This is a genomic window from Siccibacter colletis (assembly GCF_025914095.1).
GTDB classification, from domain to species: domain Bacteria; phylum Pseudomonadota; class Gammaproteobacteria; order Enterobacterales; family Enterobacteriaceae; genus Siccibacter; species Siccibacter colletis.
The window spans coordinates 412,775-434,662 of sequence record NZ_CP074352.1 but is presented as its reverse complement, the minus strand read 5'-3'; the positions used below and the strand labels follow the sequence as shown (position 1 = coordinate 434,662).

Here is a 21,888-nt window from a genome sequence, read left to right as displayed (position 1 = left end):
ATATGAGTCAGAACGTATACCAGTTTATTGATTTACAGCGTGTTGATCCTCCGAAGAAGCCGCTCAAGATCCGTAAAATTGAATTTGTTGAAATCTACGAGCCGTTCTCAGAAAGCCAGGCGAAAGCGCAGGCCGATCGCTGCCTCGCCTGCGGTAACCCGTACTGTGAATGGAAGTGTCCGGTGCATAACTACATCCCGAACTGGCTGAAGCTGGCCGAAGAGGGGCGCATCATCGAAGCGGCCGAGCTGTCGCACCAGACCAACACCCTGCCGGAAGTATGCGGGCGCGTCTGTCCGCAGGACCGCCTGTGCGAAGGCTCCTGTACCCTGAACGATGAGTTCGGTGCGGTGACCATCGGTAATATCGAGCGCTATATCAACGATAAAGCCTTTGAGATGGGCTGGCGTCCGGATCTCACCGGGGTGAAGCAGACCGGCAAACGCGTGGCGATCATCGGTGCTGGTCCGGCGGGTCTGGGCTGTGCCGACGTGTTAACCCGCAACGGCGTTAAAGCGGTTGTCTATGATCGCAACCCGGAGATCGGCGGTCTGCTGACCTTCGGCATTCCGGCCTTCAAGCTGGAGAAAGAGGTGATGACGCGCCGCCGCGAAATCTTCACCGGCATGGGCATTGAGTTCCATCTTAATACCGAGGTGGGTCGTGACGTACAGCTTGATGATTTGCTGAAAGAGTATGACGCGGTCTTCCTCGGCGTCGGCACCTATCAGTCGATGCGTGGCGGGCTGGAAAATGAAGACGCGCCGGGCGTGTACGAAGCACTGCCGTTCCTGATTGCTAACACCCGTCAGATCATGGGCTTTAGCGAGGACAGCGCCCAGCCTTTCGTCAATATGGAAGGCAAGCGCGTTATCGTGCTCGGCGGCGGGGATACGGCGATGGACTGCGTGCGTACCTCGGTACGCCAGGGGGCGAAACATGTCACCTGCGCCTATCGTCGTGACGAAGAGAACATGCCTGGCTCACGCCGGGAAGTGAAAAACGCGCGTGAAGAGGGCGTGGAATTCCAGTTCAACGTGCAGCCGCTGGGCATTGAGATCAACGCGAACGGCAACGTCAGCGGCCTGAAAATGGTGCGTACCGAGATGGGCGCGCCGGATGAGCAGGGTCGTCGTCGGGCGCAGATTGTGCCTGGTTCAGAGCACGTGGTGCCTGCCGATGCGGTGGTGATGGCGTTTGGCTTCCGCCCGCACAGCATGGAGTGGCTGGCGAAGCACAGCGTGGAGTTGGACTCTCAGGGGCGTATTATCGCGCCGGAAGGCCACGATAATCCGTTCCAGACCAGCAACCCGAAAATCTTTGCTGGCGGCGATATCGTACGCGGCTCAGATCTGGTGGTCACCGCGATTGCCGAAGGACGTAAAGCGGCAGACGGCATTATGAACTATCTCGAAGTGTAGAAGCGGGTTATATGTCAGGGAGGCGCTATGCCTCCCTTTTTTTATTTTTGCGCTCTCTGTGTCCTACATAAATAATCTAAAAAGATAATTCTCCCCTTCCCTCCTTCAAGCCATCATCCCAAAGCATATTATAAAAAATAAGAATACACGAAAGGCGGATATATATTTTACCTCCTGAAGATAGAGATTCTGCCTACCTTCACATTAGAAAAAAAAGCGCATACACTTTTCGGCCTTTAGAAGGATAACTTGTTTACTCATTATTATATGGGATGTAATTATGAATAAATCCAGAACATTCAGGAAAAATAATATCACTCGCGTTATGGGAACGATCTTCCCGATAGCGTTATTATTAGCGCCAGTGATGGTTAATGCCACTACCACCATCAGTGAAGACACGGTAGATACCTACACCTTCAGTGGTGACAGCGAATACATCATTAATGAAGGCGTAAAAATTGCCACCGAAGGTACTGACATCGGTTCAGAAGTTAAAGGTAAAAGTATTACCCGCATCGAAAACAACGGCACTATTTCCAGCGAAAATGCCGATGCAATGCAGATCAATATTAACGATCAAAAGTCAGAGATGTTTACGCTGGAAAATATCGGAACCATCTCGGGTGGAACGACAGGTATTAATGTCATAAATGATAAAAATGCCACTATTATTAATAGCGGCACTATTTCCGGTAAAGATAATGCCATCACCTTTACCGGCACAGGTACTAACTCCCTGGTCCTGAATACCGGATCTGATTTACAGGGCGATGTCACCTCCACCGGCTCCGTTAATAACACCATTACCTTAAATGGCACCGGCAATGAAGAGGCAAACTTTATCGGCGTCAATAAAGGTCAGGATGGCTTCAAATCGTTAACCATGGATGGCGATGCGTGGACCCTCACCGGCGATATCGATCTTATCGGCACCGATAAAAACAGCCTGTACGTTAAAACCGGCGCGCTGACGCTCGGCGGCGACGTGACTAACAAGGGCGGCAGCCTGATAGACAGCGGAGCCTCCCTGCAGTTGGGTACCGGCAGCGGCAGCAATGCCTCGCTGGAAGGCGATGTCGAGAATAACGGCACGCTGATTTTCAACCAGGCTGAAGACTACACCTGGGCTAATGCCATTACCGGCAGCGGAGACGTGGTCAAGCAGGATGCCAACACCCTGACGCTGAGCGGCAACAACAGCTATACCGGCAATACCGAACTCGAGGCCGGCACCACGCTGGTCGCTGAAGGCGCAACCCTTGGCGCAACGGGCAGCAGTGGCACGGTAACCATCAACAGCGGTGCCACTCTGGCTTCTGCTGGCACGGTAAACAGCAATATAGATATCGCCAGCGGCGGTATCCTGGCGGCATGGAATGCAGTGAGCGGTAACAGCGTGATGGCAACCGCGACAGCAACCGGCGACACCATCAACGGCAATGTTAATAACCAGGGAACACTGCTGCTCGCCAGTGAAACCGCGGGCAATGAGTTCGTTATCAACGGCGATTACACCGGGGTACAGGGCAGTAATGTGGTGATGAATACCGTGGCCGGCGATGACAACTCGGTTACCGATCATCTGACCATCACGGGCAACAGCGCAGGTGAATCCTCCCTCACCGTTGCAAACGTTGGCGGCATGGGTGCGCAGACGCTCAACGGCATCGAGCTGATTGATGTCGGCGGCACTTCCGCAGCGACATTCACGCTCGATAAGCCGGTCGTGGCGGGCATGTGGGAGTACAACCTGAACCAGCATACTGACGGCAACTGGTATCTGGAATCAGAGACGAAGGAGCCAGATAACGGAGGAGATGACACGCCGGATATTTACCGTCCGGAAGCGGGCGTCTATATGGCGAACTACGTCGCGGCTCAGCAGATGTTCCAACACAAACGTGACGATCGCGATCAGGTTATGCTGCGCGACGAGGACGATCTCAATACCTGGATGTACGTCAAAGGTCAATACTCTGACGGTACGATGGCGTATGACAACCTTGATTACAGCATCTCCTCCACTGTGCTACAGCTGGGTAGCGACGTCTGGACCGGCTACCTCTCCAACGGCACGCTGCACAGCGGTTTTATGCTGGGGGTCGGCCACAGCGATACTCATGCCGATGCTAAAAACAACCCGCGCACCTCTTCCGGTAACGTTGAGGGCTACAATGTCGGGCTGTACGCGACCTGGCAGCAGGATCAGAACAAACGCCTCGGCGGCTATATTGATACCTGGCTGGCCTATCACTGGTTCGACAATCAGGTTATCGGCGACGACATGCCAGACGAGCAATACAGCAGCCAGGGCGTAGCGGCGTCTGTAGAAGTCGGGCATGCCTGGCTCCTGCCGTCCGACAGCGCTCGCACCTTTAAATTCGAGCCTCAGGTGCAAGCTATCTACAACAACCTCGATCAGAACGATCATGTTGAATATAACGGTACCCGCATCACCACTTCAGAATATGATTCGCTGACTACCCGACTCGGTATGCGCGTAGGCTATGTTGATCAGACCAACGTGGAGAACTGGCAGCCGTTTGTGGGCGCCCACTGGTTAAGCGGCAACGGTCAGAGCGATATGAACTTTAACGATGAGACGCTGGACTCTGGCGTCCCGGACAATCGCTATCAGGCTGAAACCGGTATTACCGGCAACCTGAACCCGACGACAACCGTGTCGCTGCGTGCCGTGGGTGAATGGGGAGAAAACAACTGGTCGTCCTGGTCGGGCCATGTCCTGCTGAATCACCACTGGTAATCGATAGTAACCGGGCGGCGTACTCTGCGCCCGGTCTGGCATCAGGCGTAAAAAAGCCGGCTGGTTTCCCAGCCGGCTTTACTTTTGGTCGCGTTACTTCACGACGCGAAGCGCCGGGCGCCCACCGCGCGGTGGCGGATCGTCATCCGGCGAGTCGTCGCCGTCTTCATGATCCGGCTTGTCGCCATCGATAACGGACATCACGGTTTCCGGCTCGGCTGCAGCGGAGTCGTCATCGTTCAGGCTCGTCATCTCGTCGTCGTAAGCCGCTTCCGGCTCAAACATGGTGCCGGCACCGTTTTCGCGGGCATAGATAGCCAGCACGGCCGCCAGCGGAACGGATACCTGACGCGGTACGCCGCCAAAGCGCGCATTAAAGCGCACTTCGTCATTGGCCAGCTCAAGGTTACCTACCGCGCGCGGCGCAATATTGAGTACGATCTGCCCGTCACGCGCATATTCCATCGGTACCTGAACGCCATCCAGCGTAACGTCCACCACCAGGTGGGGTGTTAACTGGTTGTCGAGCAGCCACTCATAGAATGCACGCAGCAGGTAGGGGCGGCGTGGAGATAACTGTGACATATCCACGGTTTAGCCCCGCAGACGCATTTCGCGCTCGGCTTCGGTCAGCGAAGCGAGGAACGAATCACGTTCAAAGACGCGCGTCATATAGCCCTTCAGCTCTTTGGAGCCAGCGCCGCTGAACTCAATGCCCAGCTGCGGCAGACGCCACAGCAGCGGTGCAAGATAGCAATCCACCAGGCTGAACTCGTCGCTGAGGAAGTAAGGCTTCTGGCCAAACACCGGGGCAATCGCCTGCAGCTCTTCGCGCAGCTGTTTACGCGCGGTTTCAGCTTCCTGCGCGGAACCGTTCACCACGACATTCATCAGCGAGTACCAGTCTTTCTCGATACGGTGCATATAGAGGCGGCTTTCACCACGCGCTACCGGATAAACCGGCATCAGCGGCGGGTGCGGGAAGCGCTCATCCAGGTATTCCATGATGATGCGGGATTCCCACAGGGTCAGCTCACGATCGACCAGCGTCGGAACGCTGTGATTCGGGTTGAGGTCAATCAGATCCTGCGGCAGGTTATCCGTTTCCACATGCTCGATTTCGAAGCTGACACCCTTCTCGGCCAGGACAATACGTACCTGATGGCTATAGATATCAGTAGGACCAGAAAACAGCGTCATTACCGAACGTTTGTTGGCAGCGACAGCCATGAAAACCTCCAGGTATATTCAGAATAGTACTGCTGCCAGCCACACCTGTGACCAGCCTGATTTATCGACTTGCCTGTGGTGCCGCATCCTCTTTTGTTCACTTTTTAAACAAAAGACCAGCAGTTCGCAGCATTTGGGCAGAAAATTGGATGATAGTTTACCAGATTTTGCGCCCCTTGTGGTGAAGGGATTTGGAGATTTGCTAAAAAAGCGACCAAATTCATAATGTTAGTACTGCTAAAGCTTTTTTAAGCAATAAAAAACCCGGTACAAGACCGGGTTTTTTCGCCATTCGATTCTGCGTAAGCAGAAAAGAATTAACGTTTGGAGAACTGCGGACGACGACGTGCTTTACGCAGACCGACTTTCTTACGTTCAACCTGACGAGCGTCACGAGTGACGAAGCCAGCTTTACGCAGTTCGGCGCGCAGAGACTCATCGTACTCCATCAGAGCGCGGGTGATACCGTGACGGATCGCACCTGCCTGACCGGAGATACCACCACCTTTAACAGTGATGTACAGATCCAGTTTCTCAACCATCTCTACCAGTTCCAGCGGCTGGCGAACTACCATGCGGGCAGTTTCACGACCGAAGTACTGTTCCAGAGAACGCTGATTGATAACGATTTTACCACTGCCCGGTTTGATAAACACACGAGCGGCGGAGCTTTTGCGGCGACCAGTGCCGTAGTATTGATTTTCAGCCATTGCCATAATCCCGATTAGATGTCCAGAACTTGCGGTTGCTGTGCCGCGTGGTTGTGCTCATTGCCCGCGTAAACTTTCAGTTTACGGTACATAGCACGACCCAGAGGGCCTTTCGGCAGCATGCCTTTAACCGCGATTTCAATCACACGCTCAGGACGGCGGGCAATCATCTCTTCAAAGGTCGCTTGTTTGATACCACCGATGTGGCCGGTGTGATGATAGTACACTTTGTCAGTACGCTTGTTGCCGGTTACAGCAACTTTGTCAGCGTTCAGAACGATGATGTAATCACCAGTATCGACGTGCGGAGTGTATTCCGCTTTGTGCTTACCGCGCAGGCGACGAGCCAGTTCGGTAGCCAGACGGCCCAGAGTTTTACCGGTCGCGTCAACAACATACCAGTCGCGTTTTACGGTTTCTGGTTTAGCTGTAAAAGTTTTCATTAAAAGCTTACCCAAATAAATAGTTACACGTTGGTGAACACCCAAACGCTTAAATTCTGCTGAGGTTCACACGACATTGTCCAGTAAACCTACCCCCTCGGATATGTTTCACCGGCACACAAAAGTTTCGGGAAAAAAACTTTCTTGTAACGTGGGGTCGCAGGATTATAGAGAAGTCAGGGTCAAAGATCGACCCCTTTTTGTGATTTGGAACAGGAAATCGCGGCTCAGGGGAGATGGGATTTCTTCAGGTACTCTTCGCTCTGCATCTCCTGCAGGCGTGACAGGCAGCGCTGAAACTCAAACTGCAGCTGCGTTCCCTGATAAATTTCAGACAGCGGCACCGCAGCGCTCACCACCAGCTTAACGTGGCGTTCGTAAAACTCATCCACCAGCGCGATAAATCGCCGCGCCTCGCTCTCCATCAGGCGGGTCATTACCGGCACCTCAAAGACCATCACGGTATGGAACTGGCGCGACAGCGCAATATAGTCGTGCTGGCTGCGGGCATCCACGCACAGCGTAGTAAAGGAAACCGCCAGCGTCTGATTCGCCATGCTAAGCGTAGCCAGCGGGCGATGATTGATCTCCAGCGCCGGTGACTGCTGCCGTGGCGTGCCGGCCAGCGCCAGCCAGAGTTTATCCATCTGGCGCGCGGTCTCGTCGTTAAGCGGTGAAAGCCACAGGTGCGCCTGAGTAAGGGTGCGCAGACGGTAATCGATACCGGCATCCACGTTCATAATGTCGCAGTGCTGCTTGATGGCCTCGATCGCCGGGACGAATCGGGCGCGCTGCAGGCCATTGCGGTAAAGATCGTCCGGGGGAATATTTGAGGTCGCGACCAGGGTGATGCCGCGGGCAAACAGCGCCTGCATCAGTCCACCCAGCAGCATTGCGTCGGTGATATCGGACACAAAAAACTCATCAAAGCACAGCACGTCGGTTTCGGCTTTGAAGCGGTCAGCGACAATGTCCAGCGGGTCGCTCTGCCCCTGCAGGGCGCTCAGCTCATCATGCACGCGTAACATAAAGCGATGAAAATGCAGGCGCTGCTTACGTGAACCCGGCAGGCTATGAAAGAAAAGATCCATCAGCCAGGTTTTACCGCGCCCGACGCCGCCCCACATGTAAAGACCACGCGCTGGTACCGAGGCTTCCGTCGGTGCTTTGCGACCGAGCAGGCGGCCAAACTTCGCCATCATTCCCGTCGGGGCTGGATCGCCAGGTGATTTTTCAGTCAGTTCCTGGTAGATGGCATCGAGCCGGCTCACGGCTTCGCGTTGAACATCATCAGGCTGGTGTGACCCTTCATCCAGGGCCTGTTGGTAGCGCGACAGCGGCGACGTGCTTTGCATGGTGTTAGGGTAATTCCTTGAATTATCGGGTTACCGCCAGCAGGGGTTGGCGAAAAAAAGGCCGTTCTACACTACGCGATGACGCCGCAGGATTCCACTTCTGCGGAATTAGCGGTTATAGTGGCATAATAAGGCGATGGCAGTGTGATGAGTAAGGTCCACCTCGCTGTTACTACCCTACGGAAACACAAGACAACGGGAGAAGTTCATGACCTGGGAATATGCGCTAATTGGCTTAGTGGTCGGTATCGTGATTGGTGCTGTGGCCATGCGGTTTGGCAACCGTAAATTGCGCCAGCAGCAGGCCCTGCAGTACGAACTGGAAAAGAACAAAGCGGAGCTGGAAGATTACCGCGAAGAGCTGGTCAGCCACTTTGCCCGCAGCGCCGAGCTGCTGGACAACATGGCGCATGACTACCGCCAGCTCTATCAGCACATGGCGAAAAGCTCCAGCAGCCTGCTGCCTGAAATGTCTGCGGAGACCAACCCGTTCCGCAACCGTCTGGCGGATTCCGAAGCCGGCAACGATCAGGCGCCGGTGCAGATGCCGCGCGACTACTCTGACAGCGCGTCCGGCCTGCTACGCGGCAGCGCGAAACGCGACTAATCACACCGCAGTATGCTTTTCTCCGGGCGCGTTTATCGCGCCCACTCATTCTCTCCCGCACTGACTATCCTTAATTCATCAGTCCTCTTTATCCCAGCATTGTTACCTGACTGATAATTCAATAACATCAAACTGTTTTGGGTACCTTTTCCTTATTTCAGGTTACGAGAGCCAGCAACGATGAAGAAACAAACCCAGCTGTTGAGTGCGTTAGCGTTAAGTGTCGGGTTATCTCTCTCCGCATCCTTCCCGGTTGCGGCCGCGTTACCTTCGCAAGTTCCGGGCCAGGCAGCGCTTCCAAGCCTCGCGCCGATGCTGGAAAAGGTATTGCCGGCGGTGGTGAGCGTGCAGGTTGGAGGCACGGCGGTACAGAATCAGAAGATCCCCGAAGAGCTGAAAAAATACTTTGGCGAAGAGCTGCCCGGCCAGCAGGCGCAACCTTTTCAGGGCCTCGGTTCCGGGGTGATTATCGACGCCGCTAAAGGCTACGTACTGACCAATAATCACGTGATTAACCAGGCGGAAAAAATCAGCGTTCAGCTCAACGATGGCCGTGAGTTTGAAGCGAAACTTATCGGCGGCGATGACCAGAGCGACGTTGCCCTGCTGCAGCTGCAAAACCCCAGCAAGCTGACGCAGATTGCGGTAGCGGACTCCGACACGCTGCGGGTTGGTGACTTTGCCGTTGCGGTCGGCAACCCCTTCGGGCTGGGTCAGACCGCGACCTCCGGTATCGTCTCGGCACTGGGCCGCAGCGGGCTGAATCTTGAAGGGCTGGAGAACTTTATCCAGACCGACGCCTCCATCAACCGCGGTAACTCCGGCGGCGCGCTGTTGAACCTGAACGGCGAACTGATCGGCATTAACACCGCCATTCTGGCACCGGGCGGCGGCAGCGTCGGTATCGGCTTCGCGATCCCGAGCAACATGGCCCAGACGCTGGCGAAACAGCTGATTCAGTTCGGCGAAATCAAGCGCGGCCTGCTCGGCATCAAAGGCACAGAAATGAGCGCCGATATCGCCAAAGCCTTTAACCTGGATGTGCAGCGCGGCGCGTTTGTCAGCGAAGTTCTGCCGAACTCCGGCTCGGCGAAAGCGGGCATCAAGCCGGGCGATATTATTGTCAGCCTGAATGGCAAAACTCTCAGCAGCTTTGCCGAGCTGCGCTCGCGTATCGCCACCACCGAACCGGGTGCAACGGTCAAACTGGGGCTGCTGCGCGATGGCAAACCGCTGGACGTTCAGGTAACGCTCGACAAGAGCAGCTCCTCTTCCGCCAGCGCCGAGCTGATCGCGCCAGCACTCCAGGGCGCCAGCCTGAGCGACGGCCAGCTCAAGGACGGTACAAAGGGCGTGCGCCTTGAGAACGTTGAGAAAGAGAGCGCGGCGGCGCAGGCCGGTCTGCAGAAAGATGACGTCATCATCGGTATTAACCGGGAACGTATCACCTCGATCGCCGACATGCGTAAGGTGATGGCGACCAAACCAGCAGTGATTGCGTTGCAAGTGGTGCGCGGCAACGAGCGTATCTTCCTGCTACTGCGTTAAAAACAGAGAAAACGGACATCATCCCCGCATGTGATGTCCGTTTAACTCATGGTATGCTCCGGGCAATCGCTTACTACTCGCTAAACTCCCATGTTTCAGAAGCTCTTACGCTCGATACTCATTGGTCTGGTTGTCGGCGGCCTGCTGCTGGTCGCAGTGCCCTCCCTGCGTAACTGGGTGCCCGACGCCGCGCCGCAATACGACAGCGCCGACGAAACGCCGCTCAGCTATAACGCGGCGGTGCGTCGCGCTGCGCCTGCGGTCGTCAACGTGTACAACCGCGGCGTTAATGGCGCAACCCGCAACCAGCTTCAGCTGCGCACGCTTGGCTCAGGGGTGATCATGGACGAGCGCGGCTACATCGTGACCAATAAGCACGTGGTCAATAACGCCAACCAGATCATCGTTGCGCTTCAGGACGGCCGCGTATTCGAAGCCCTGATGGTCGGCTCCGATAACCTCACCGATCTGGCCGTGCTGAAAATCAACGCTACCAACCTGCCGGTGATCCCCATCAACCGCAAACGCATTCCGCATATCGGCGATGTGGTCATGGCGATTGGTAACCCCTACAACCTCGGGCAGACCATTACCCAGGGGATTATCAGCGCCACCGGACGTATTGGCCTCAGCCCGTCCGGACGCCAGAACTTCCTGCAAACCGATGCCTCGATCAACCACGGCAACTCCGGCGGCGCGCTGGTAAACACCCTCGGCGAGCTGATGGGGATCAACACCCTCTCCTTTGACAAGAGCAACGACGGCGAAACGCCGGAAGGGATTGGTTTTGCTATCCCGACCCAGCTGGCGACCAAAATCATGGAGAAGCTGATCCGCGACGGACGCGTGATCCGCGGCTATATCGGTATTAAAGAAGGCCGTGAAATTGCCCCGCTGCACGCCCAGACGCAGGGCATGGAGCAGATTCAGGGCATCATTGTTAACGAGCTGGATCCGGGCGGGGCCGCTGAACTGGCGGGTATTCATGTGAATGATGTCATCGTCTCGGTCAACAATAAGCCTGCGGTATCGGCGCTGGAGACGATGGACCAGGTCGCTGAGATCCGCCCCGGCTCGGTGATCCCGGTGGTGGTGATGCGTGACGATCGCAAGCTTACGCTGCAGGTCACCATTCAGGAATTCAAAGAAGAAGAGACCCAGACCCCGCAGTAGCGGGCGGGCATAAAAAAACCGGAACGCAGGTTCCGGTTTTTTTTCATCAGCGAACGGGGCTTATTTGTTATTCACAAACTCTTCGCCCAGCGTGATGTCTTTTTTCAGGGTGTCGAGCATGCCTTCCAGCGCCTGCTGTTCGAACGCGCTCAGCGTGCCGATTGATTTACGCTCTTCCACGCCGTTTTTACCCAGCAGCAGCGGCTGCGAGAAGAAGCGCGCGTGCTCGCCGTCGCCTTCAACGTAAGCGCACTCAACCACGCCCTGCTCGCCCTGCAGCGCGCGCACCAGCGACAGACCAAAGCGTGCTGCCGCCTGGCCCATAGACAGGGTTGCAGATCCGCCACCGGCTTTTGCTTCTACCACTTCGGTCCCGGCGTTCTGAATACGTTTGGTCAGATCAGCCACTTCCTGCTCGCTGAAGCTCACGCCCGGGATCTGGGAGAGCAGCGGCAGAATGGTAACGCCAGAGTGACCACCGATCACCGGCACGTCGATCTCCGTCGGCTGTTTGCCTTTCAGCTCGGCCACGAAGGTGTTGGAGCGAATGATATCCAGCGTGGTGACGCCAAACAGGCGGTTTTTATCATACACACCCGCTTTCTTCAGCACTTCCGCCGCGATAGCCACGGTGGTGTTAACCGGGTTGGTGATGATGCCGATCAGTGCTTTCGGGCAAGTGGTTGCGATCTGCGCCACCAGGTTTTTCACGATGCCGGCGTTTACGTTAAACAGGTCGGAACGATCCATGCCCGGTTTACGCGCCACGCCTGCGGAGATCAGCACCACGTCCGCGCCTTCCAGCGCCGGGGTCGCATCTTCGCCGGAGAAACCTTTGATTTTTACGTTGGTCGGGATATGACTCAGGTCAACCGCAACCCCAGGGGTGACGGGAGCGATGTCGTACAGAGAGAGTTCTGAGCCTGAAGGCAGTTGGGTCTTAAGTAGAAGGGCAAGCGCCTGGCCGATACCACCTGCCGCGCCGAGGACTGCAACTTTCATCCTAAACTCCTTATTATGGTTAGCAAAATCGTGCCGTTACTCCATGTGGTGGCGACCATAATTGAGAGAGTATGCAATTACAATCGTCATACGGTAAGTCTGCGACATTACGCAATCATTGGTAGCAGTAATGAATCATCGCGCACTGACCGTACCGCCCGGGTCACTACCGAAGCAACAGATCAACAGGCGGTTACATTACACCCTCACCAGACATCAAAACAACATCATTTTGATAACATTTAATTTACTTTCACCCTTATTTTCGGGACGTGATACAGGCATGTTCCTTGATAACTTATTTTGATAAAATCGTCCGCTTTCATAACATTATTTCAGGCTGCACCACCGCAGATGGTTTGCATAAAAATTCATTCATATGCATAATAATGTTGTCTCTGTCGCCATCCATGGGTGAATTATGCGTACCTCATCAAAACAAGAAGAACTCGTTAAAGCGTTTAAAGCGCTCCTGAAAGAAGAGAAATTCAGCTCTCAGGGCGAAATTGTTCAGGCCTTACAGGACGAAGGCTTCGAAAATATTAACCAGTCCAAAGTCTCTCGTATGCTGACCAAATTCGGGGCGGTGCGTACCCGTAACGCGAAGATGGAGATGGTCTACTGCCTGCCGGCAGAGCTTGGCGTGCCTACTACCTCCAGCCCGCTGAAAAATCTGGTGCTGGATATCGACTATAACGACGCCGTGGTCGTGATTCATACCAGTCCGGGTGCGGCACAGCTTATTGCACGCCTGCTGGACTCCTTAGGTAAGGCAGAAGGCATCCTCGGCACTATCGCCGGCGACGACACCATCTTCACCACGCCGGCGCGCGGCTTTACGGTAAAAGATCTCTACGAAGCCATTCTGGTGCTGTTCGAGCAGGAACTGTAATTCACCGCGCAGGTCACGATAGATAAAGGGGCAATTCGCCCCTTTTTTGCTATTTATCACCAGTCCTTCTTTAGCGATTAGTGCTAAAAACTACCCATCCCCTCATATTCATCACGAATATTTCACATAAACCGCACAAAAGGTTCATTTTCCGTAACCATATGATTTTCAATATATATGGCTAGAAATGTGGCTGTAAATTAACCGCTTTTATAACTATCAGCTATAAAAAAAGGCGCATTTACGTTAAAGTTTCGCAGGAAACCATTAGCATGGTATTAATTTTTCGGGTGACTAGTGTATACTTGATTTCGTGATGAGGGTCACAAAACGAACCCTCCAGAAAAATTACGACGAGGAAAACATCCATGAAAATCAAAACGACTGTAGCGACTCTGAGCCTTCTCTCCATGCTGTCTTTCGGTGCTTTTGCAGCCACCTCTATCAATGCTGATGAAGCGCAGAACCGCGAAGCTATCGGTACCGTATCACTGGGCGCGGTAGCGACCTCCCCGATGGATATGCGTGAAATGCTGAACCAGAAAGCGGAAGAAAAAGGCGCGTCTGCTTACCGCATCATCGAAGCACGTACCGGCGATCACTGGCACGCGACTGCCGAACTGTACAAATAAGTTCACCCTTTACCCTGTTTCCCGAATCAACATCACCTGCGCGGCCCAGACAAAAAAACGGCACGTTAACCCTAAGGCCGCCGGGTAATGAATTGAGGAGTTAATTATGAAAAACGTAATGAATATTGCCGCACTTGCCCTGGCTTCCGTGATGTCTTTCGGTGCCAGCGCAGCGGCCCATCTGGTCAACGCTGACGAAGCGCAAAACATGCAGGCGATGGGTAGCGTATCGGTCACTGAAATCACCGGCGCACCGATGGATATCCGTCAGGCCTTAGCGGAAAAAGCCACCAAAGAAGGGGCCAGCGCGTACCGCGTCACTGAGTTAACTCAGGGCGACCACTGGCACGCCACCGCACAACTCTACAAATAAACCCTCGTCGTCTTGTCCGACGACTTGCCCCTGCTCGCCAGGGGCTTTTTTATGCCTGCCGTTCAGGCGTGACGCACGTTAAACCGCAGTTGCCCCTCCAGCTCTTCTTCCGCCTCTTCAAACAGCAGGATCAGCGCCCCGTAGCGCCGACGCTGCCCGTCTGGCAGATGGGTAAACTCGATCTCTGCCGGAAGCGGAATACCGCCCCCGGTAACCACATCCCAGAGCGCGTCCAGATCGCTCACCGGCGCCTTCTCTGGCGTCAGGGTGCGAGCGAACTGCCGATAAAAATCACTCTGATCCTCTATCTCATCAAAGTCGAAGGTATAGATATTCATGTCTGCCTCCGAATGGGCGCGCCGCACGGCACGCCCGCTGTTGTTATCATCGCTTACAGCCCACCGAGGTGAAGCGTCTTCACTTCCAGAAACTCTTCCAGCCCCAGCACCGAGCCTTCGCGACCCAGGCCGGACTCCTTCACGCCGCCGAATGGCCCCAGCTCGGTTGAAACGGCACACTCGTTTACGCCAATCATGCCGCTCTCAATCTGCGAGGAAACGCGGAATACGCGCTGCAGATTTTGCGTATAGAAGTAGGCGGCCAGGCCATACGGCGTATTGTTAGCGCGGCGGATAACCTCTTCTTCCGTAGTGAAGCGGAAGCAGGCGGCCAGCGGCCCGAAGGTTTCCTCCTGCGCCAGCGTCATCTCGTCGCTGGCGTCCGCCAGCACCGTCGGCTGCCAGAAGTTACCGCCCAGCTCGTGGGCTTTACCGCCAGCCAGTACTTTTGCCCCCTTGCTGATGGCATCGTCAACATGCTCACACACCTTATCCACCGCTGAGCGCTCAATCAGCGGCCCGACCACCACGCCCTCATCGAGGCCATTCCCTACTTTCAGCGCGTTCACCGCCTGCGCCAGCTTCGTGACAAACTGGTCATAGACGCCGTCCTGAATAAAGAAGCGGTTGACGCTGACACACACCTGGCCGGCATTGCGGAACTTGTTCGCCACCGCACCCTGCACCGCGGCATCGATGTCTGCATCGTCAAACACGATATAAGGCGCATTACCGCCCAGCTCCATTGACACTTTTTTCATGGTCTCAGCAGCGTTACGCATCAGGGTTTTGCCCACGGCAGTGGAGCCGGTAAAGGAGATCTTACGCACCGCCTCGCTGGCCATGATGGCATCGCTGATTTCATGGGTGTTACCGGCCACCGCATTCAGCACCCCGTCCGGCACGCCGGCTTTTTTCGCCAGTGACAGCAGCGCAAAGGCCGACAGCGGCGTGTTGTTCGCCGGCTTGATCACGCCGGTGCAGCCTGCTGCCAGCGCCGGGCCCAGCTTGCGGGTCAGCATCGCCATCGGGAAGTTCCACGGCGTGATGGCCGCGACCACTCCCACCGGTTCACGGGTCGCGAAGATGCGCGAACCGGGTTTTGCGGGCGGAATGATTTCGCCATTGGCACGCTTCGCCTGCTCGGCGAACCACTGAATAAAACTTGCCGCGTACTCCACCTCGCCTTCCGCTTCCTTCAGCGGTTTGCCCTGCTCGGTGGTCATCAGTTGCCCAAGCCAGGCTTTGTTCTCAATGATGAGCTGATACCAGCGATAGAGGATCTCCGAGCGCTCTTTCGCCGTTTTCGCACGCCAGGCGGGAAACGCGGCGCTGGCGGCAGCAATGGCCGCTTCGGTCTCTTTCCGCCCGGCTTTCGCCACGCTTGCTACCACATCGCCGGTTGCCGGGTTAAGCACGTCGAAGGTGTCGTTCAGGGTCTGCCAGCGGCCATTCACCAGATAACCGGTCTGAAAAAGCTCGCTGTCCTGGAGTGCCTTACTTGTCATGCTTTCCTCCTGCATTAAGGTCATAATTTCGTATCCTGGCTAAGTATAGCTATAAAAAAACCGACGCTTCGGCGTCGGTTATTGGCGAAAAGAGCGCATTAGCTGTCGGTAAGCGCATGCTGATATTTGTGCAGCATCGCGGTGAGTCGCTGGACGGACTCGATAACCTGCCGCGGCGCGGCCCAGATCTGCAGCTTCTCCTGATAGATCGCCAGCTCGTCGAGCAACTGCTGGAAGTTGCGCCGCCGCTTGTCGTCGTTGCTGGCGGAAATCACCCGATCCGCCGTATTACGCAGCTGGCGATGAAACGCTGACAAATCTGCGTTAACCGGCACCGGCGCGGTACGCAGCCGCTGGTGGGCGATAATCAGATTGAGTGCCAGGCGAAACTTCGCCACATCGCCGGGAAACTTGTTCAGCAGCAGAAACAGCTGCTGGTAGAGCGCCGGCAGATGGTTCTCTTTGCGACGCGCCTTGTTGGTGGTCATCGCCGACACCGCCGCCGACACGAACTGGTTAAGCAGCGTGCGCCCGGTGCGCTCCCGCGAGTTATCGCGAATGACGAGGATCACCACAAACGCCAGCAGCGCCCCCACCAGCTGCCCAAGCGCGCTGTCGAGGAACTGGCTGAAGTGGAAGGTCATCGGATTATCCAGCACCAGAATATTAATGGTGCCGGCCAGCGCCCCCAGCGAACCGAGCCGCCGCTTCTGCACTTCAATCCCGATAAAGAACGCCAGCACCGCCAGGCTGATGCACAGCAGCAGCATACTTTGCTGGGTGGAGGGCAGGATCACCAGGAAATAGAACGCCCCGAGCGGCAGCGCCACCAGCATCCCGTAGACGAAATCGAGCGCGACCATGCGCGGATTGGGCAGGCGCATCGCCAGCGCGGTCACGACGGCAATCATTACCATCGCGCCGTTGCCGGAGGTCCAGCCGGTCCAGAGCCAGAACAGCGCACCAAGGGTACAGGAGACCGTGGTACGCCAGAAGTTGACCATCGCGTGATGACGTTCCGCCGAAGCGGGTTTGATCACTACCTCCTGATCGAGAATTTCCTCTTCGATGGCGCTGATTCTGGTGTTACCCACCACACCGCGTTTCAGCAGCAGGTAGCGCGTTGCCGCGCCAATCCAGCTGTACACCGTAACCGGGGTATCGCGCTCGCCGGTCCAGATAATCACCCGGCGCATGCGTTTCAGATGGCGATGCACATCCTTGACCGTTTCCACCGGCTCGGCAAACAGCTCGCGGAAGGTGTCCGGGACGGAGTCGGGCCGCGTGTTCTGTACCAGAAAGGTTTCGCAGGCCTGAGTGATCAACGTCAGCGACAGGGTATTGAGCGCTTTCAGCCGCCGGTTGGCCCAGGCCCAGCGTGACGACTCCATATTCAGGTTACTGCGCATCCCCTCCAGCGCGGCGGTACGGCGCACCAGATCGCCCCAGGCTTTATCCACCGCTTCACTGTCGCCGTGGGCCACACAAAGCTGCATCAGGCGATACTGATCCACCAGCAGGGCATCGAGTTCGCGATCGATCTGCTGCTTGATCGAGCGCGGCGAGAACAGCAGATCCGCAACGATCGCACAGACGATACCCACCACGATCTCACTGCAGCGCTCCACGGCAAACTGCGGTGCCAGCAGCGGCTCGGTCTGAATGGTGATCACAATGATCAGCGCGGTGTACCCCGCCAGCCCCCAGGCGTAGGAGTTTTCCACTTTCACCAGCGAAGAGATCCAGGTACAGAATCCGGCCCAGATACAGCACACCAGCAGCATCAGCCCCGGCGCGCGGATCATCGCGATAATCAGCCCCAGCGCCGCGATGCTGCCGATAAAGGTGCCGATGATACGCAACATGCCACGATAGCGTATCGCCCCCGACCAGGGTTCGCCCCCGGCAGCAAACGCCGGACCGGCGGCGACGATCGCCGCCGTCAGCACCGCCCAGCGCGGCGTTTCAAGATTGAAATGAAAGCCAACGAACAGGGCCAGCACAATCGCGGTGGCAAGCTTAAAGGCGAAGCGCACATGCTGCGGTGCAATGGAGAGAATACCCATGACGATTAACCGAACTCGCGCAGGCGATGGGCCAGTTTTCTGAACAGCGAGTCGTTATCGGTACTGCGATCCTGCTTACCGGTAATTACCACCGTTGCCGTGGTGCCCGCTGGCCAGAGCGCGCCCTGCTGCTCATCGAGGCGAATACGTACCGGCACGCGCTGCGCCAGGCGCACCCACTCCAGATTCGAATCGACGGTCGCCATGCCCTTATCATCCCGCGTGCTGCTGGCATTAGTCACACCCGCCGCCACGCTGTCAACCGCACCGTGCAGCACGGTATTGCTGCCCAGCGGCGTGATTTCCGCCCGATAGCCGGGGCGCACGCCTTCCAGCTTGGTCTCTTCCATATAGGCCATCACGTAGAAGCTGTTTTTCTTCACCAGCGCCACGGCGGTAGAGCCACGGGTAATAAACTCGCCGGTATAGACGTTCAGGTTAGTGACCCAGCCGTCAGCAGGTGCGCGGATGATGGTGCGCTCCAGATCGAGGGTCGCCAGGTCGCGCGTGGCTTCGGCGCGTGCCAGCTGATGCTGCACGGTTTGCAGCACGTTATTCGCCTGGTCGATCTCTTCCCGGGACATCGCCTGGATACCCAGCTTGTTACGGCGGCCCGCCTCGCGGCGCTTCTCATTTGCCAGCGCCTGGTAGTAGGCCACGTCGGCCTGCGCCTCCTCCAGCGCTTTCTGATAGCGCGGCCGGTCCACGGTGAACAGCACCTGGCCCTGTTTCACCAGCTGGTTATCATGAATGTTGACCTGGGTAATTAACCCGGAGACATCGGGCGCGATGGCGACCACGTCGGCGCTAAAGCGGGCGTCACGGGTCCACGGGGATTCGGTGTAATAGGCCCATGCCCGGAAAATCGCGATGAAAGCCAGTATCACCAGCACCAGGGTGATGGCCGTGCGGGATATTTTTGTTGTTAGTAATTTCACATCAACCTCAAACGAACAGGCGGGATATCAGATAAAAAAGGCAGCAGTACAGGGCGGTGTTAAACAGCGCCGGATGCCAGACGTAATCGTAAAACCCAATCGGCACCAGGACGCGGCGTAACAGCCAGAACACCAGCAATGAAACCAGCAGCTCAAAAAAAACGGGTGGGAACGACAGTCCAAACACCACAAAAACGGGAAACAGACTCATGTTGACCTTAGAACGTTGCGTGCAGGCGATAAACTTTTTAATCGTGCGCCACGCAGATAGTATGGCCAGGGAGTGGCCGGGCGAGCAGGTGGCGTGTTAGTAATGCAATGAATAATATATTACGTAACTATTTCCCTGTTATCTATAATATGTGATCTAAATCACTTTTAAGCCAGAGTGAATAATGGAACGACTAAAACGCATGTCGGTATTTGCCAAAGTGGTGGAGCTTGGGTCATTTACCGCCGCGGCCAGACAGCTGCAGATGAGCGTCTCCTCAATCAGCCAGACCGTTGCGAAACTGGAAGATGAACTGCAGGTGAAGCTGCTTAACCGCAGCACGCGCAGCCTCGGCCTGACCGAGGCGGGTAAGATTTTTTATCAGGGTTGCCGGCGCATGATGCACGAGGTGCAGGATGTGCATGAGCAGCTGTATGCATTTAACAATACGCCTATCGGTACGTTACGTATCGGCTGCTCCTCCACCATGGCGCAGAATGTAATGGCTTCCCTCACCGCCGCCATGCTCAGGGAGTATCCCGGTCTGTCGGTGAACCTCGTTACCGGTATTCCCGCCCCGGACCTGATCGCTGATGGCCTGGACGTGGTGATCCGCGTCGGCGCGCTGGAAGATTCGAGCCTGTTCTCACGTCGCCTCGGCACTATGCCGATGGTGGTCTGCGCCTCGAAGCGCTATCTGGCGCAGTTCGGCACCCCGGAAAAACCGGCCGACCTGGCCAACCACTCATGGCTGGCGTACAGCGTAAGGCCGGATAATGAGTTTGAGCTGATTGCCCCGGAAGGTATTTCGACGCGTCTGATCCCGGACGGGCGCTACGTGACCAACGATCCGATGACGCTGTCGCGCTGGGTCAGCGCCGGGGCCGGTATCGCCTATATGCCGCTGATGTGGGTCATCGATGAGATCAACCGCGGTGAGCTGGAGATTTTATTCCCGCGCTACCAGTCGGACCCGCGCCCGGTCTACGCGCTCTATACCGAAAAGGATAAGCTGCCGCTCAAGGTGCAGGTGTGCATTAACTATCTGACGGATTATTTTGTCGAGGTGGCAAGGATTTATCAGGAGATGCGCGGGCAGTAACGCGCTGGAGAAACGTGGCGGACAAGCATGGCGCTCGCCCGCCGCACGGATTACGCCGTACCACCCACCGTCAGGCTGTCGACTTTCAGCGTCGGCTGGCCCACGCCAACCGGCAGGCTCTGGCCCTCTTTACCGCAGACGCCAACGCCGTTATCCAGCGCCAGATCGTTGCCGACCATCGAGATCTGCTGCATCGCTTCAATACCGGAGCCGATAAGGGTAGCGCCTTTCACCGGCGTGGTGACCTTACCGTTTTCAATCAGGTAGGCTTCTGACGTGGAAAACACGAATTTGCCGGAGGTGATATCCACCTGGCCACCGCCAAAGTTCGGTGCAAAAATGCCGTACTCTACGGATTCGATGATCTCCTGCGGGGTGGACTTGCCGCCCAGCATGTAGGTATTGGTCATGCGCGGCATCGGCAGATGCGCGTAGGATTCACGGCGACCGTTACCGGTCGGCGCAACGCCCATCAGACGCGCGTTCATCTTATCCTGCATGTAGCCTTTCAGAATGCCGTTCTCGATCAGCACGTTGTACTGCCCCGGCACGCCTTCGTCATCGATAGAAATGGAGCCGCGACGATTGAGCATCGTGCCGTCATCCACCACGGTACAGAGTTCAGAGGCCACCAGTTCGCCCATCTGACCGCTGAAGACCGAGGTGCCGCGACGGTTGAAGTCGCCTTCCAGCCCGTGACCCACCGCTTCATGCAGCAGCACGCCCGGCCAGCCTGCACCCAGCACCACCGGCAGCGCACCAGCCGGAGCGGCGACCGCAGAAAGATTGACCAGCGCCATACGTACCGCCTCTTTTGCCCAGGCATCGGCACGCACCTCGCCGTTGGTCTCCTCGAGGAACCACTCATAGCCGAAACGCCCGCCGCCGCCGCTTGAGCCGCGCTCGCGTTTGCCGTTGTCTTCCACCTGAACGCTGACCGACAGGCGAACCAGCGGACGCACATCTGCCGCCAGCGTGCCGTCGGTGGCGGCGACCAGAATGAGTTCGTATACGCCGGTGAGGCTGGCGCTCACTTCCTGCACGCGCTTATCCGCAGCACGCGCCGCGCTGTTAACGCGTTTCAGGATGTCGAGTTTCTCTTCACGGGTCATGCTCTGCAGCGGATCGATGGCGGTATACAGGGCTTTATGCTCTACCGCGCCAAGGGTTTTCGTCCGGCCATCGCCCTGCTCGCTGACGATGCTGCGCGCGGCCTGCGCGCTCTGCTCCAGCGCCAGCAGACTGATCTGATCGGCATAGGCAAACCCGGTTTTCTCACCGCTGATGGCGCGCACGCCCACGCCCTGGTCAATGTTCCAGGAGCCGTCTTTAATAATGTTATCTTCCAGCACCCAGGATTCATGATAGCTGGACTGGAAATAGAGGTCGCCGTAGTCAAGACGGCGCTCGGACAGTTTGCCGAGGATGGAGAACAGATCTTGATGACTCAAGCCATTCGCAGATAGCAATTGCTCACTTACCAGGTTCAGACTCATCGTTTTGCTACTCATGTAATGCTGCCCGCGGGCAGTTAAAAAAAGGTTATCGATCGAGCTTGCGGCAATTCATTGC

Annotated in this window: 21 protein-coding genes; 9 read left to right on the top strand and 12 right to left on the bottom strand. The window is 56.4% G+C overall.

The window, feature by feature from the left end:
- Nucleotides 1–2 precede the first annotated feature (2 nt).
- Nucleotides 3–1,421 (top strand): glutamate synthase small subunit, encoded by a 1,419-nt coding sequence (locus KFZ77_RS02150; RefSeq protein ID WP_031519085.1) that lies wholly within the window; start codon nucleotides 3–5, stop codon nucleotides 1,419–1,421.
- A 325-nt stretch (nucleotides 1,422–1,746) separates the two neighbouring features.
- Nucleotides 1,747–4,188: an autotransporter family protein gene (locus KFZ77_RS02145; protein ID WP_264385312.1), complete on the top strand. Its 2,442-nt coding sequence runs from the start codon at nucleotides 1,747–1,749 to the stop codon at nucleotides 4,186–4,188.
- Nucleotides 4,189–4,281: 93 nt separating this feature from the next.
- Here KFZ77_RS02145 and sspB read toward each other — a convergent pair whose 3' ends face one another.
- The 5 genes from sspB to zapE form a co-directional block, all read right to left on the bottom strand.
- Nucleotides 4,282–4,779, bottom strand: coding sequence for a ClpXP protease specificity-enhancing factor (gene sspB / locus KFZ77_RS02140; RefSeq protein WP_031519089.1), 498 nt, complete (start codon nucleotides 4,777–4,779; stop codon nucleotides 4,282–4,284).
- A gap of 3 nt (nucleotides 4,780–4,782) precedes the next feature.
- Entirely contained in the window at nucleotides 4,783–5,418 is a 636-nt protein-coding gene (sspA, locus tag KFZ77_RS02135) for a stringent starvation protein SspA (protein WP_031519091.1), read from the bottom strand.
- Between the two features lie 317 nt (nucleotides 5,419–5,735).
- Nucleotides 5,736–6,128, bottom strand: a complete 393-nt coding sequence (rpsI, locus tag KFZ77_RS02130; RefSeq protein ID WP_031519092.1) for a 30S ribosomal protein S9 — start codon at nucleotides 6,126–6,128, stop codon at nucleotides 5,736–5,738.
- Between the two features lie 14 nt (nucleotides 6,129–6,142).
- Nucleotides 6,143–6,571 (bottom strand): 50S ribosomal protein L13, encoded by a 429-nt coding sequence (gene rplM, locus KFZ77_RS02125; protein WP_024551131.1) that lies wholly within the window; start codon nucleotides 6,569–6,571, stop codon nucleotides 6,143–6,145.
- Between the two features lie 227 nt (nucleotides 6,572–6,798).
- Nucleotides 6,799–7,926, bottom strand: coding sequence for a cell division protein ZapE (gene zapE, locus KFZ77_RS02120; RefSeq protein WP_264385311.1), 1,128 nt, complete (start codon nucleotides 7,924–7,926; stop codon nucleotides 6,799–6,801).
- A gap of 208 nt (nucleotides 7,927–8,134) precedes the next feature.
- Here zapE and zapG point away from each other — a divergent pair, with 208 nt between their 5' ends.
- The 3 genes from zapG (at nucleotide 8,135) to degS (ending at nucleotide 11,254) form a co-directional block, all read left to right on the top strand.
- The gene (gene zapG / locus KFZ77_RS02115; protein WP_031519096.1) at nucleotides 8,135–8,533 is read left to right on the top strand and encodes a Z-ring associated protein ZapG; all 399 of its coding nucleotides are present in this window, start codon (nucleotides 8,135–8,137) and stop codon (nucleotides 8,531–8,533) included.
- 180 nt (nucleotides 8,534–8,713) lie between these two features.
- Entirely contained in the window at nucleotides 8,714–10,081 is a 1,368-nt protein-coding gene (degQ, locus tag KFZ77_RS02110; RefSeq protein WP_264385310.1) for a serine endoprotease DegQ, read from the top strand.
- A gap of 90 nt (nucleotides 10,082–10,171) precedes the next feature.
- Nucleotides 10,172–11,254, top strand: a complete 1,083-nt coding sequence (gene degS, locus KFZ77_RS02105) for an outer membrane-stress sensor serine endopeptidase DegS (RefSeq protein ID WP_264385309.1) — start codon at nucleotides 10,172–10,174, stop codon at nucleotides 11,252–11,254.
- Nucleotides 11,255–11,314: 60 nt separating this feature from the next.
- On the opposite strand, the gene mdh is transcribed toward degS, so the two are convergent.
- Nucleotides 11,315–12,256, bottom strand: coding sequence for a malate dehydrogenase (mdh, locus tag KFZ77_RS02100; protein ID WP_031519101.1), 942 nt, complete (start codon nucleotides 12,254–12,256; stop codon nucleotides 11,315–11,317).
- Between the two features lie 421 nt (nucleotides 12,257–12,677).
- Here mdh and argR point away from each other — a divergent pair, with 421 nt between their 5' ends.
- The 3 genes from argR (at nucleotide 12,678) to yhcN (KFZ77_RS02085) (ending at nucleotide 14,153) form a co-directional block, all read left to right on the top strand.
- Nucleotides 12,678–13,148: a transcriptional regulator ArgR gene (gene argR / locus KFZ77_RS02095; RefSeq protein ID WP_024550155.1), complete on the top strand. Its 471-nt coding sequence runs from the start codon at nucleotides 12,678–12,680 to the stop codon at nucleotides 13,146–13,148.
- Between the two features lie 368 nt (nucleotides 13,149–13,516).
- Nucleotides 13,517–13,780, top strand: a complete 264-nt coding sequence (gene yhcN / locus KFZ77_RS02090; RefSeq protein WP_031519103.1) for a peroxide/acid stress response protein YhcN — start codon at nucleotides 13,517–13,519, stop codon at nucleotides 13,778–13,780.
- Nucleotides 13,781–13,886: 106 nt separating this feature from the next.
- On the top strand, nucleotides 13,887–14,153 hold the full coding sequence (yhcN, locus tag KFZ77_RS02085) for a peroxide/acid stress response protein YhcN (RefSeq protein ID WP_264385308.1): 267 nt from the start codon (nucleotides 13,887–13,889) through the stop codon (nucleotides 14,151–14,153).
- A gap of 62 nt (nucleotides 14,154–14,215) precedes the next feature.
- Here yhcN (KFZ77_RS02085) and KFZ77_RS02080 read toward each other — a convergent pair whose 3' ends face one another.
- The 5 genes from KFZ77_RS02080 to aaeX all read right to left on the bottom strand — a co-directional run bounded on the left by KFZ77_RS02080 (nucleotide 14,216) and on the right by aaeX (nucleotide 19,214).
- Nucleotides 14,216–14,491 (bottom strand): barstar family protein, encoded by a 276-nt coding sequence (locus KFZ77_RS02080; protein WP_264385307.1) that lies wholly within the window; start codon nucleotides 14,489–14,491, stop codon nucleotides 14,216–14,218.
- A 53-nt stretch (nucleotides 14,492–14,544) separates the two neighbouring features.
- Nucleotides 14,545–15,999, bottom strand: coding sequence for an NAD-dependent succinate-semialdehyde dehydrogenase (locus KFZ77_RS02075; protein ID WP_264385306.1), 1,455 nt, complete (start codon nucleotides 15,997–15,999; stop codon nucleotides 14,545–14,547).
- Between the two features lie 98 nt (nucleotides 16,000–16,097).
- Nucleotides 16,098–18,065, bottom strand: coding sequence for a p-hydroxybenzoic acid efflux pump subunit AaeB (aaeB, locus tag KFZ77_RS02070; RefSeq protein ID WP_264385305.1), 1,968 nt, complete (start codon nucleotides 18,063–18,065; stop codon nucleotides 16,098–16,100).
- A gap of 5 nt (nucleotides 18,066–18,070) precedes the next feature.
- Nucleotides 18,071–19,003, bottom strand: coding sequence for a p-hydroxybenzoic acid efflux pump subunit AaeA (gene aaeA, locus KFZ77_RS02065; RefSeq protein WP_264385304.1), 933 nt, complete (start codon nucleotides 19,001–19,003; stop codon nucleotides 18,071–18,073).
- Nucleotides 19,004–19,010: 7 nt separating this feature from the next.
- Nucleotides 19,011–19,214, bottom strand: coding sequence for a p-hydroxybenzoic acid efflux pump operon protein AaeX (gene aaeX / locus KFZ77_RS02060; protein ID WP_031519113.1), 204 nt, complete (start codon nucleotides 19,212–19,214; stop codon nucleotides 19,011–19,013).
- Nucleotides 19,215–19,398: 184 nt separating this feature from the next.
- On the opposite strand from aaeX, the gene aaeR reads away from it, so the two are divergent.
- On the top strand, nucleotides 19,399–20,316 hold the full coding sequence (aaeR, locus tag KFZ77_RS02055; protein ID WP_031519115.1) for an HTH-type transcriptional activator AaeR: 918 nt from the start codon (nucleotides 19,399–19,401) through the stop codon (nucleotides 20,314–20,316).
- A 50-nt stretch (nucleotides 20,317–20,366) separates the two neighbouring features.
- On the opposite strand, the gene tldD is transcribed toward aaeR, so the two are convergent.
- Nucleotides 20,367–21,812, bottom strand: a complete 1,446-nt coding sequence (gene tldD, locus KFZ77_RS02050; RefSeq protein WP_264386138.1) for a metalloprotease TldD — start codon at nucleotides 21,810–21,812, stop codon at nucleotides 20,367–20,369.
- Nucleotides 21,813–21,888: the final 76 nt, after the last annotated feature.

What these genes read in the sequence shown, in the direction of transcription:
- KFZ77_RS02150 (WP_031519085.1), top strand. Translation starts at nt 3, where the DNA reads ATGAGTCAGAACGTATACCAGTTTATTGATTTACAGCGTGTTGATCCT.
- KFZ77_RS02145 (WP_264385312.1), top strand. Translation starts at nt 1,747, where the DNA reads ATGGGAACGATCTTCCCGATAGCGTTATTATTAGCGCCAGTGATGGTT.
- sspA (WP_031519091.1), bottom strand. Translation starts at nt 5,418, where the DNA reads ATGGCTGTCGCTGCCAACAAACGTTCGGTAATGACGCTGTTTTCTGGT.
- rpsI (WP_031519092.1), bottom strand. Translation starts at nt 6,128, where the DNA reads ATGGCTGAAAATCAATACTACGGCACTGGTCGCCGCAAAAGCTCCGCC.
- rplM (WP_024551131.1), bottom strand. Translation starts at nt 6,571, where the DNA reads ATGAAAACTTTTACAGCTAAACCAGAAACCGTAAAACGCGACTGGTAT.
- zapE (WP_264385311.1), bottom strand. Translation starts at nt 7,926, where the DNA reads ATGCAAAGCACGTCGCCGCTGTCGCGCTACCAACAGGCCCTGGATGAA.
- zapG (WP_031519096.1), top strand. Translation starts at nt 8,135, where the DNA reads ATGACCTGGGAATATGCGCTAATTGGCTTAGTGGTCGGTATCGTGATT.
- degQ (WP_264385310.1), top strand. Translation starts at nt 8,714, where the DNA reads ATGAAGAAACAAACCCAGCTGTTGAGTGCGTTAGCGTTAAGTGTCGGG.
- degS (WP_264385309.1), top strand. Translation starts at nt 10,172, where the DNA reads ATGTTTCAGAAGCTCTTACGCTCGATACTCATTGGTCTGGTTGTCGGC.
- mdh (WP_031519101.1), bottom strand. Translation starts at nt 12,256, where the DNA reads ATGAAAGTTGCAGTCCTCGGCGCGGCAGGTGGTATCGGCCAGGCGCTT.
- argR (WP_024550155.1), top strand. Translation starts at nt 12,678, where the DNA reads ATGCGTACCTCATCAAAACAAGAAGAACTCGTTAAAGCGTTTAAAGCG.
- yhcN (WP_031519103.1), top strand. Translation starts at nt 13,517, where the DNA reads ATGAAAATCAAAACGACTGTAGCGACTCTGAGCCTTCTCTCCATGCTG.
- yhcN (WP_264385308.1), top strand. Translation starts at nt 13,887, where the DNA reads ATGAAAAACGTAATGAATATTGCCGCACTTGCCCTGGCTTCCGTGATG.
- KFZ77_RS02080 (WP_264385307.1), bottom strand. Translation starts at nt 14,491, where the DNA reads ATGAATATCTATACCTTCGACTTTGATGAGATAGAGGATCAGAGTGAT.
- KFZ77_RS02075 (WP_264385306.1), bottom strand. Translation starts at nt 15,999, where the DNA reads ATGACAAGTAAGGCACTCCAGGACAGCGAGCTTTTTCAGACCGGTTAT.
- aaeB (WP_264385305.1), bottom strand. Translation starts at nt 18,065, where the DNA reads ATGGGTATTCTCTCCATTGCACCGCAGCATGTGCGCTTCGCCTTTAAG.
- aaeX (WP_031519113.1), bottom strand. Translation starts at nt 19,214, where the DNA reads ATGAGTCTGTTTCCCGTTTTTGTGGTGTTTGGACTGTCGTTCCCACCC.
- aaeR (WP_031519115.1), top strand. Translation starts at nt 19,399, where the DNA reads ATGGAACGACTAAAACGCATGTCGGTATTTGCCAAAGTGGTGGAGCTT.
- tldD (WP_264386138.1), bottom strand. Translation starts at nt 21,812, where the DNA reads ATGAGTCTGAACCTGGTAAGTGAGCAATTGCTATCTGCGAATGGCTTG.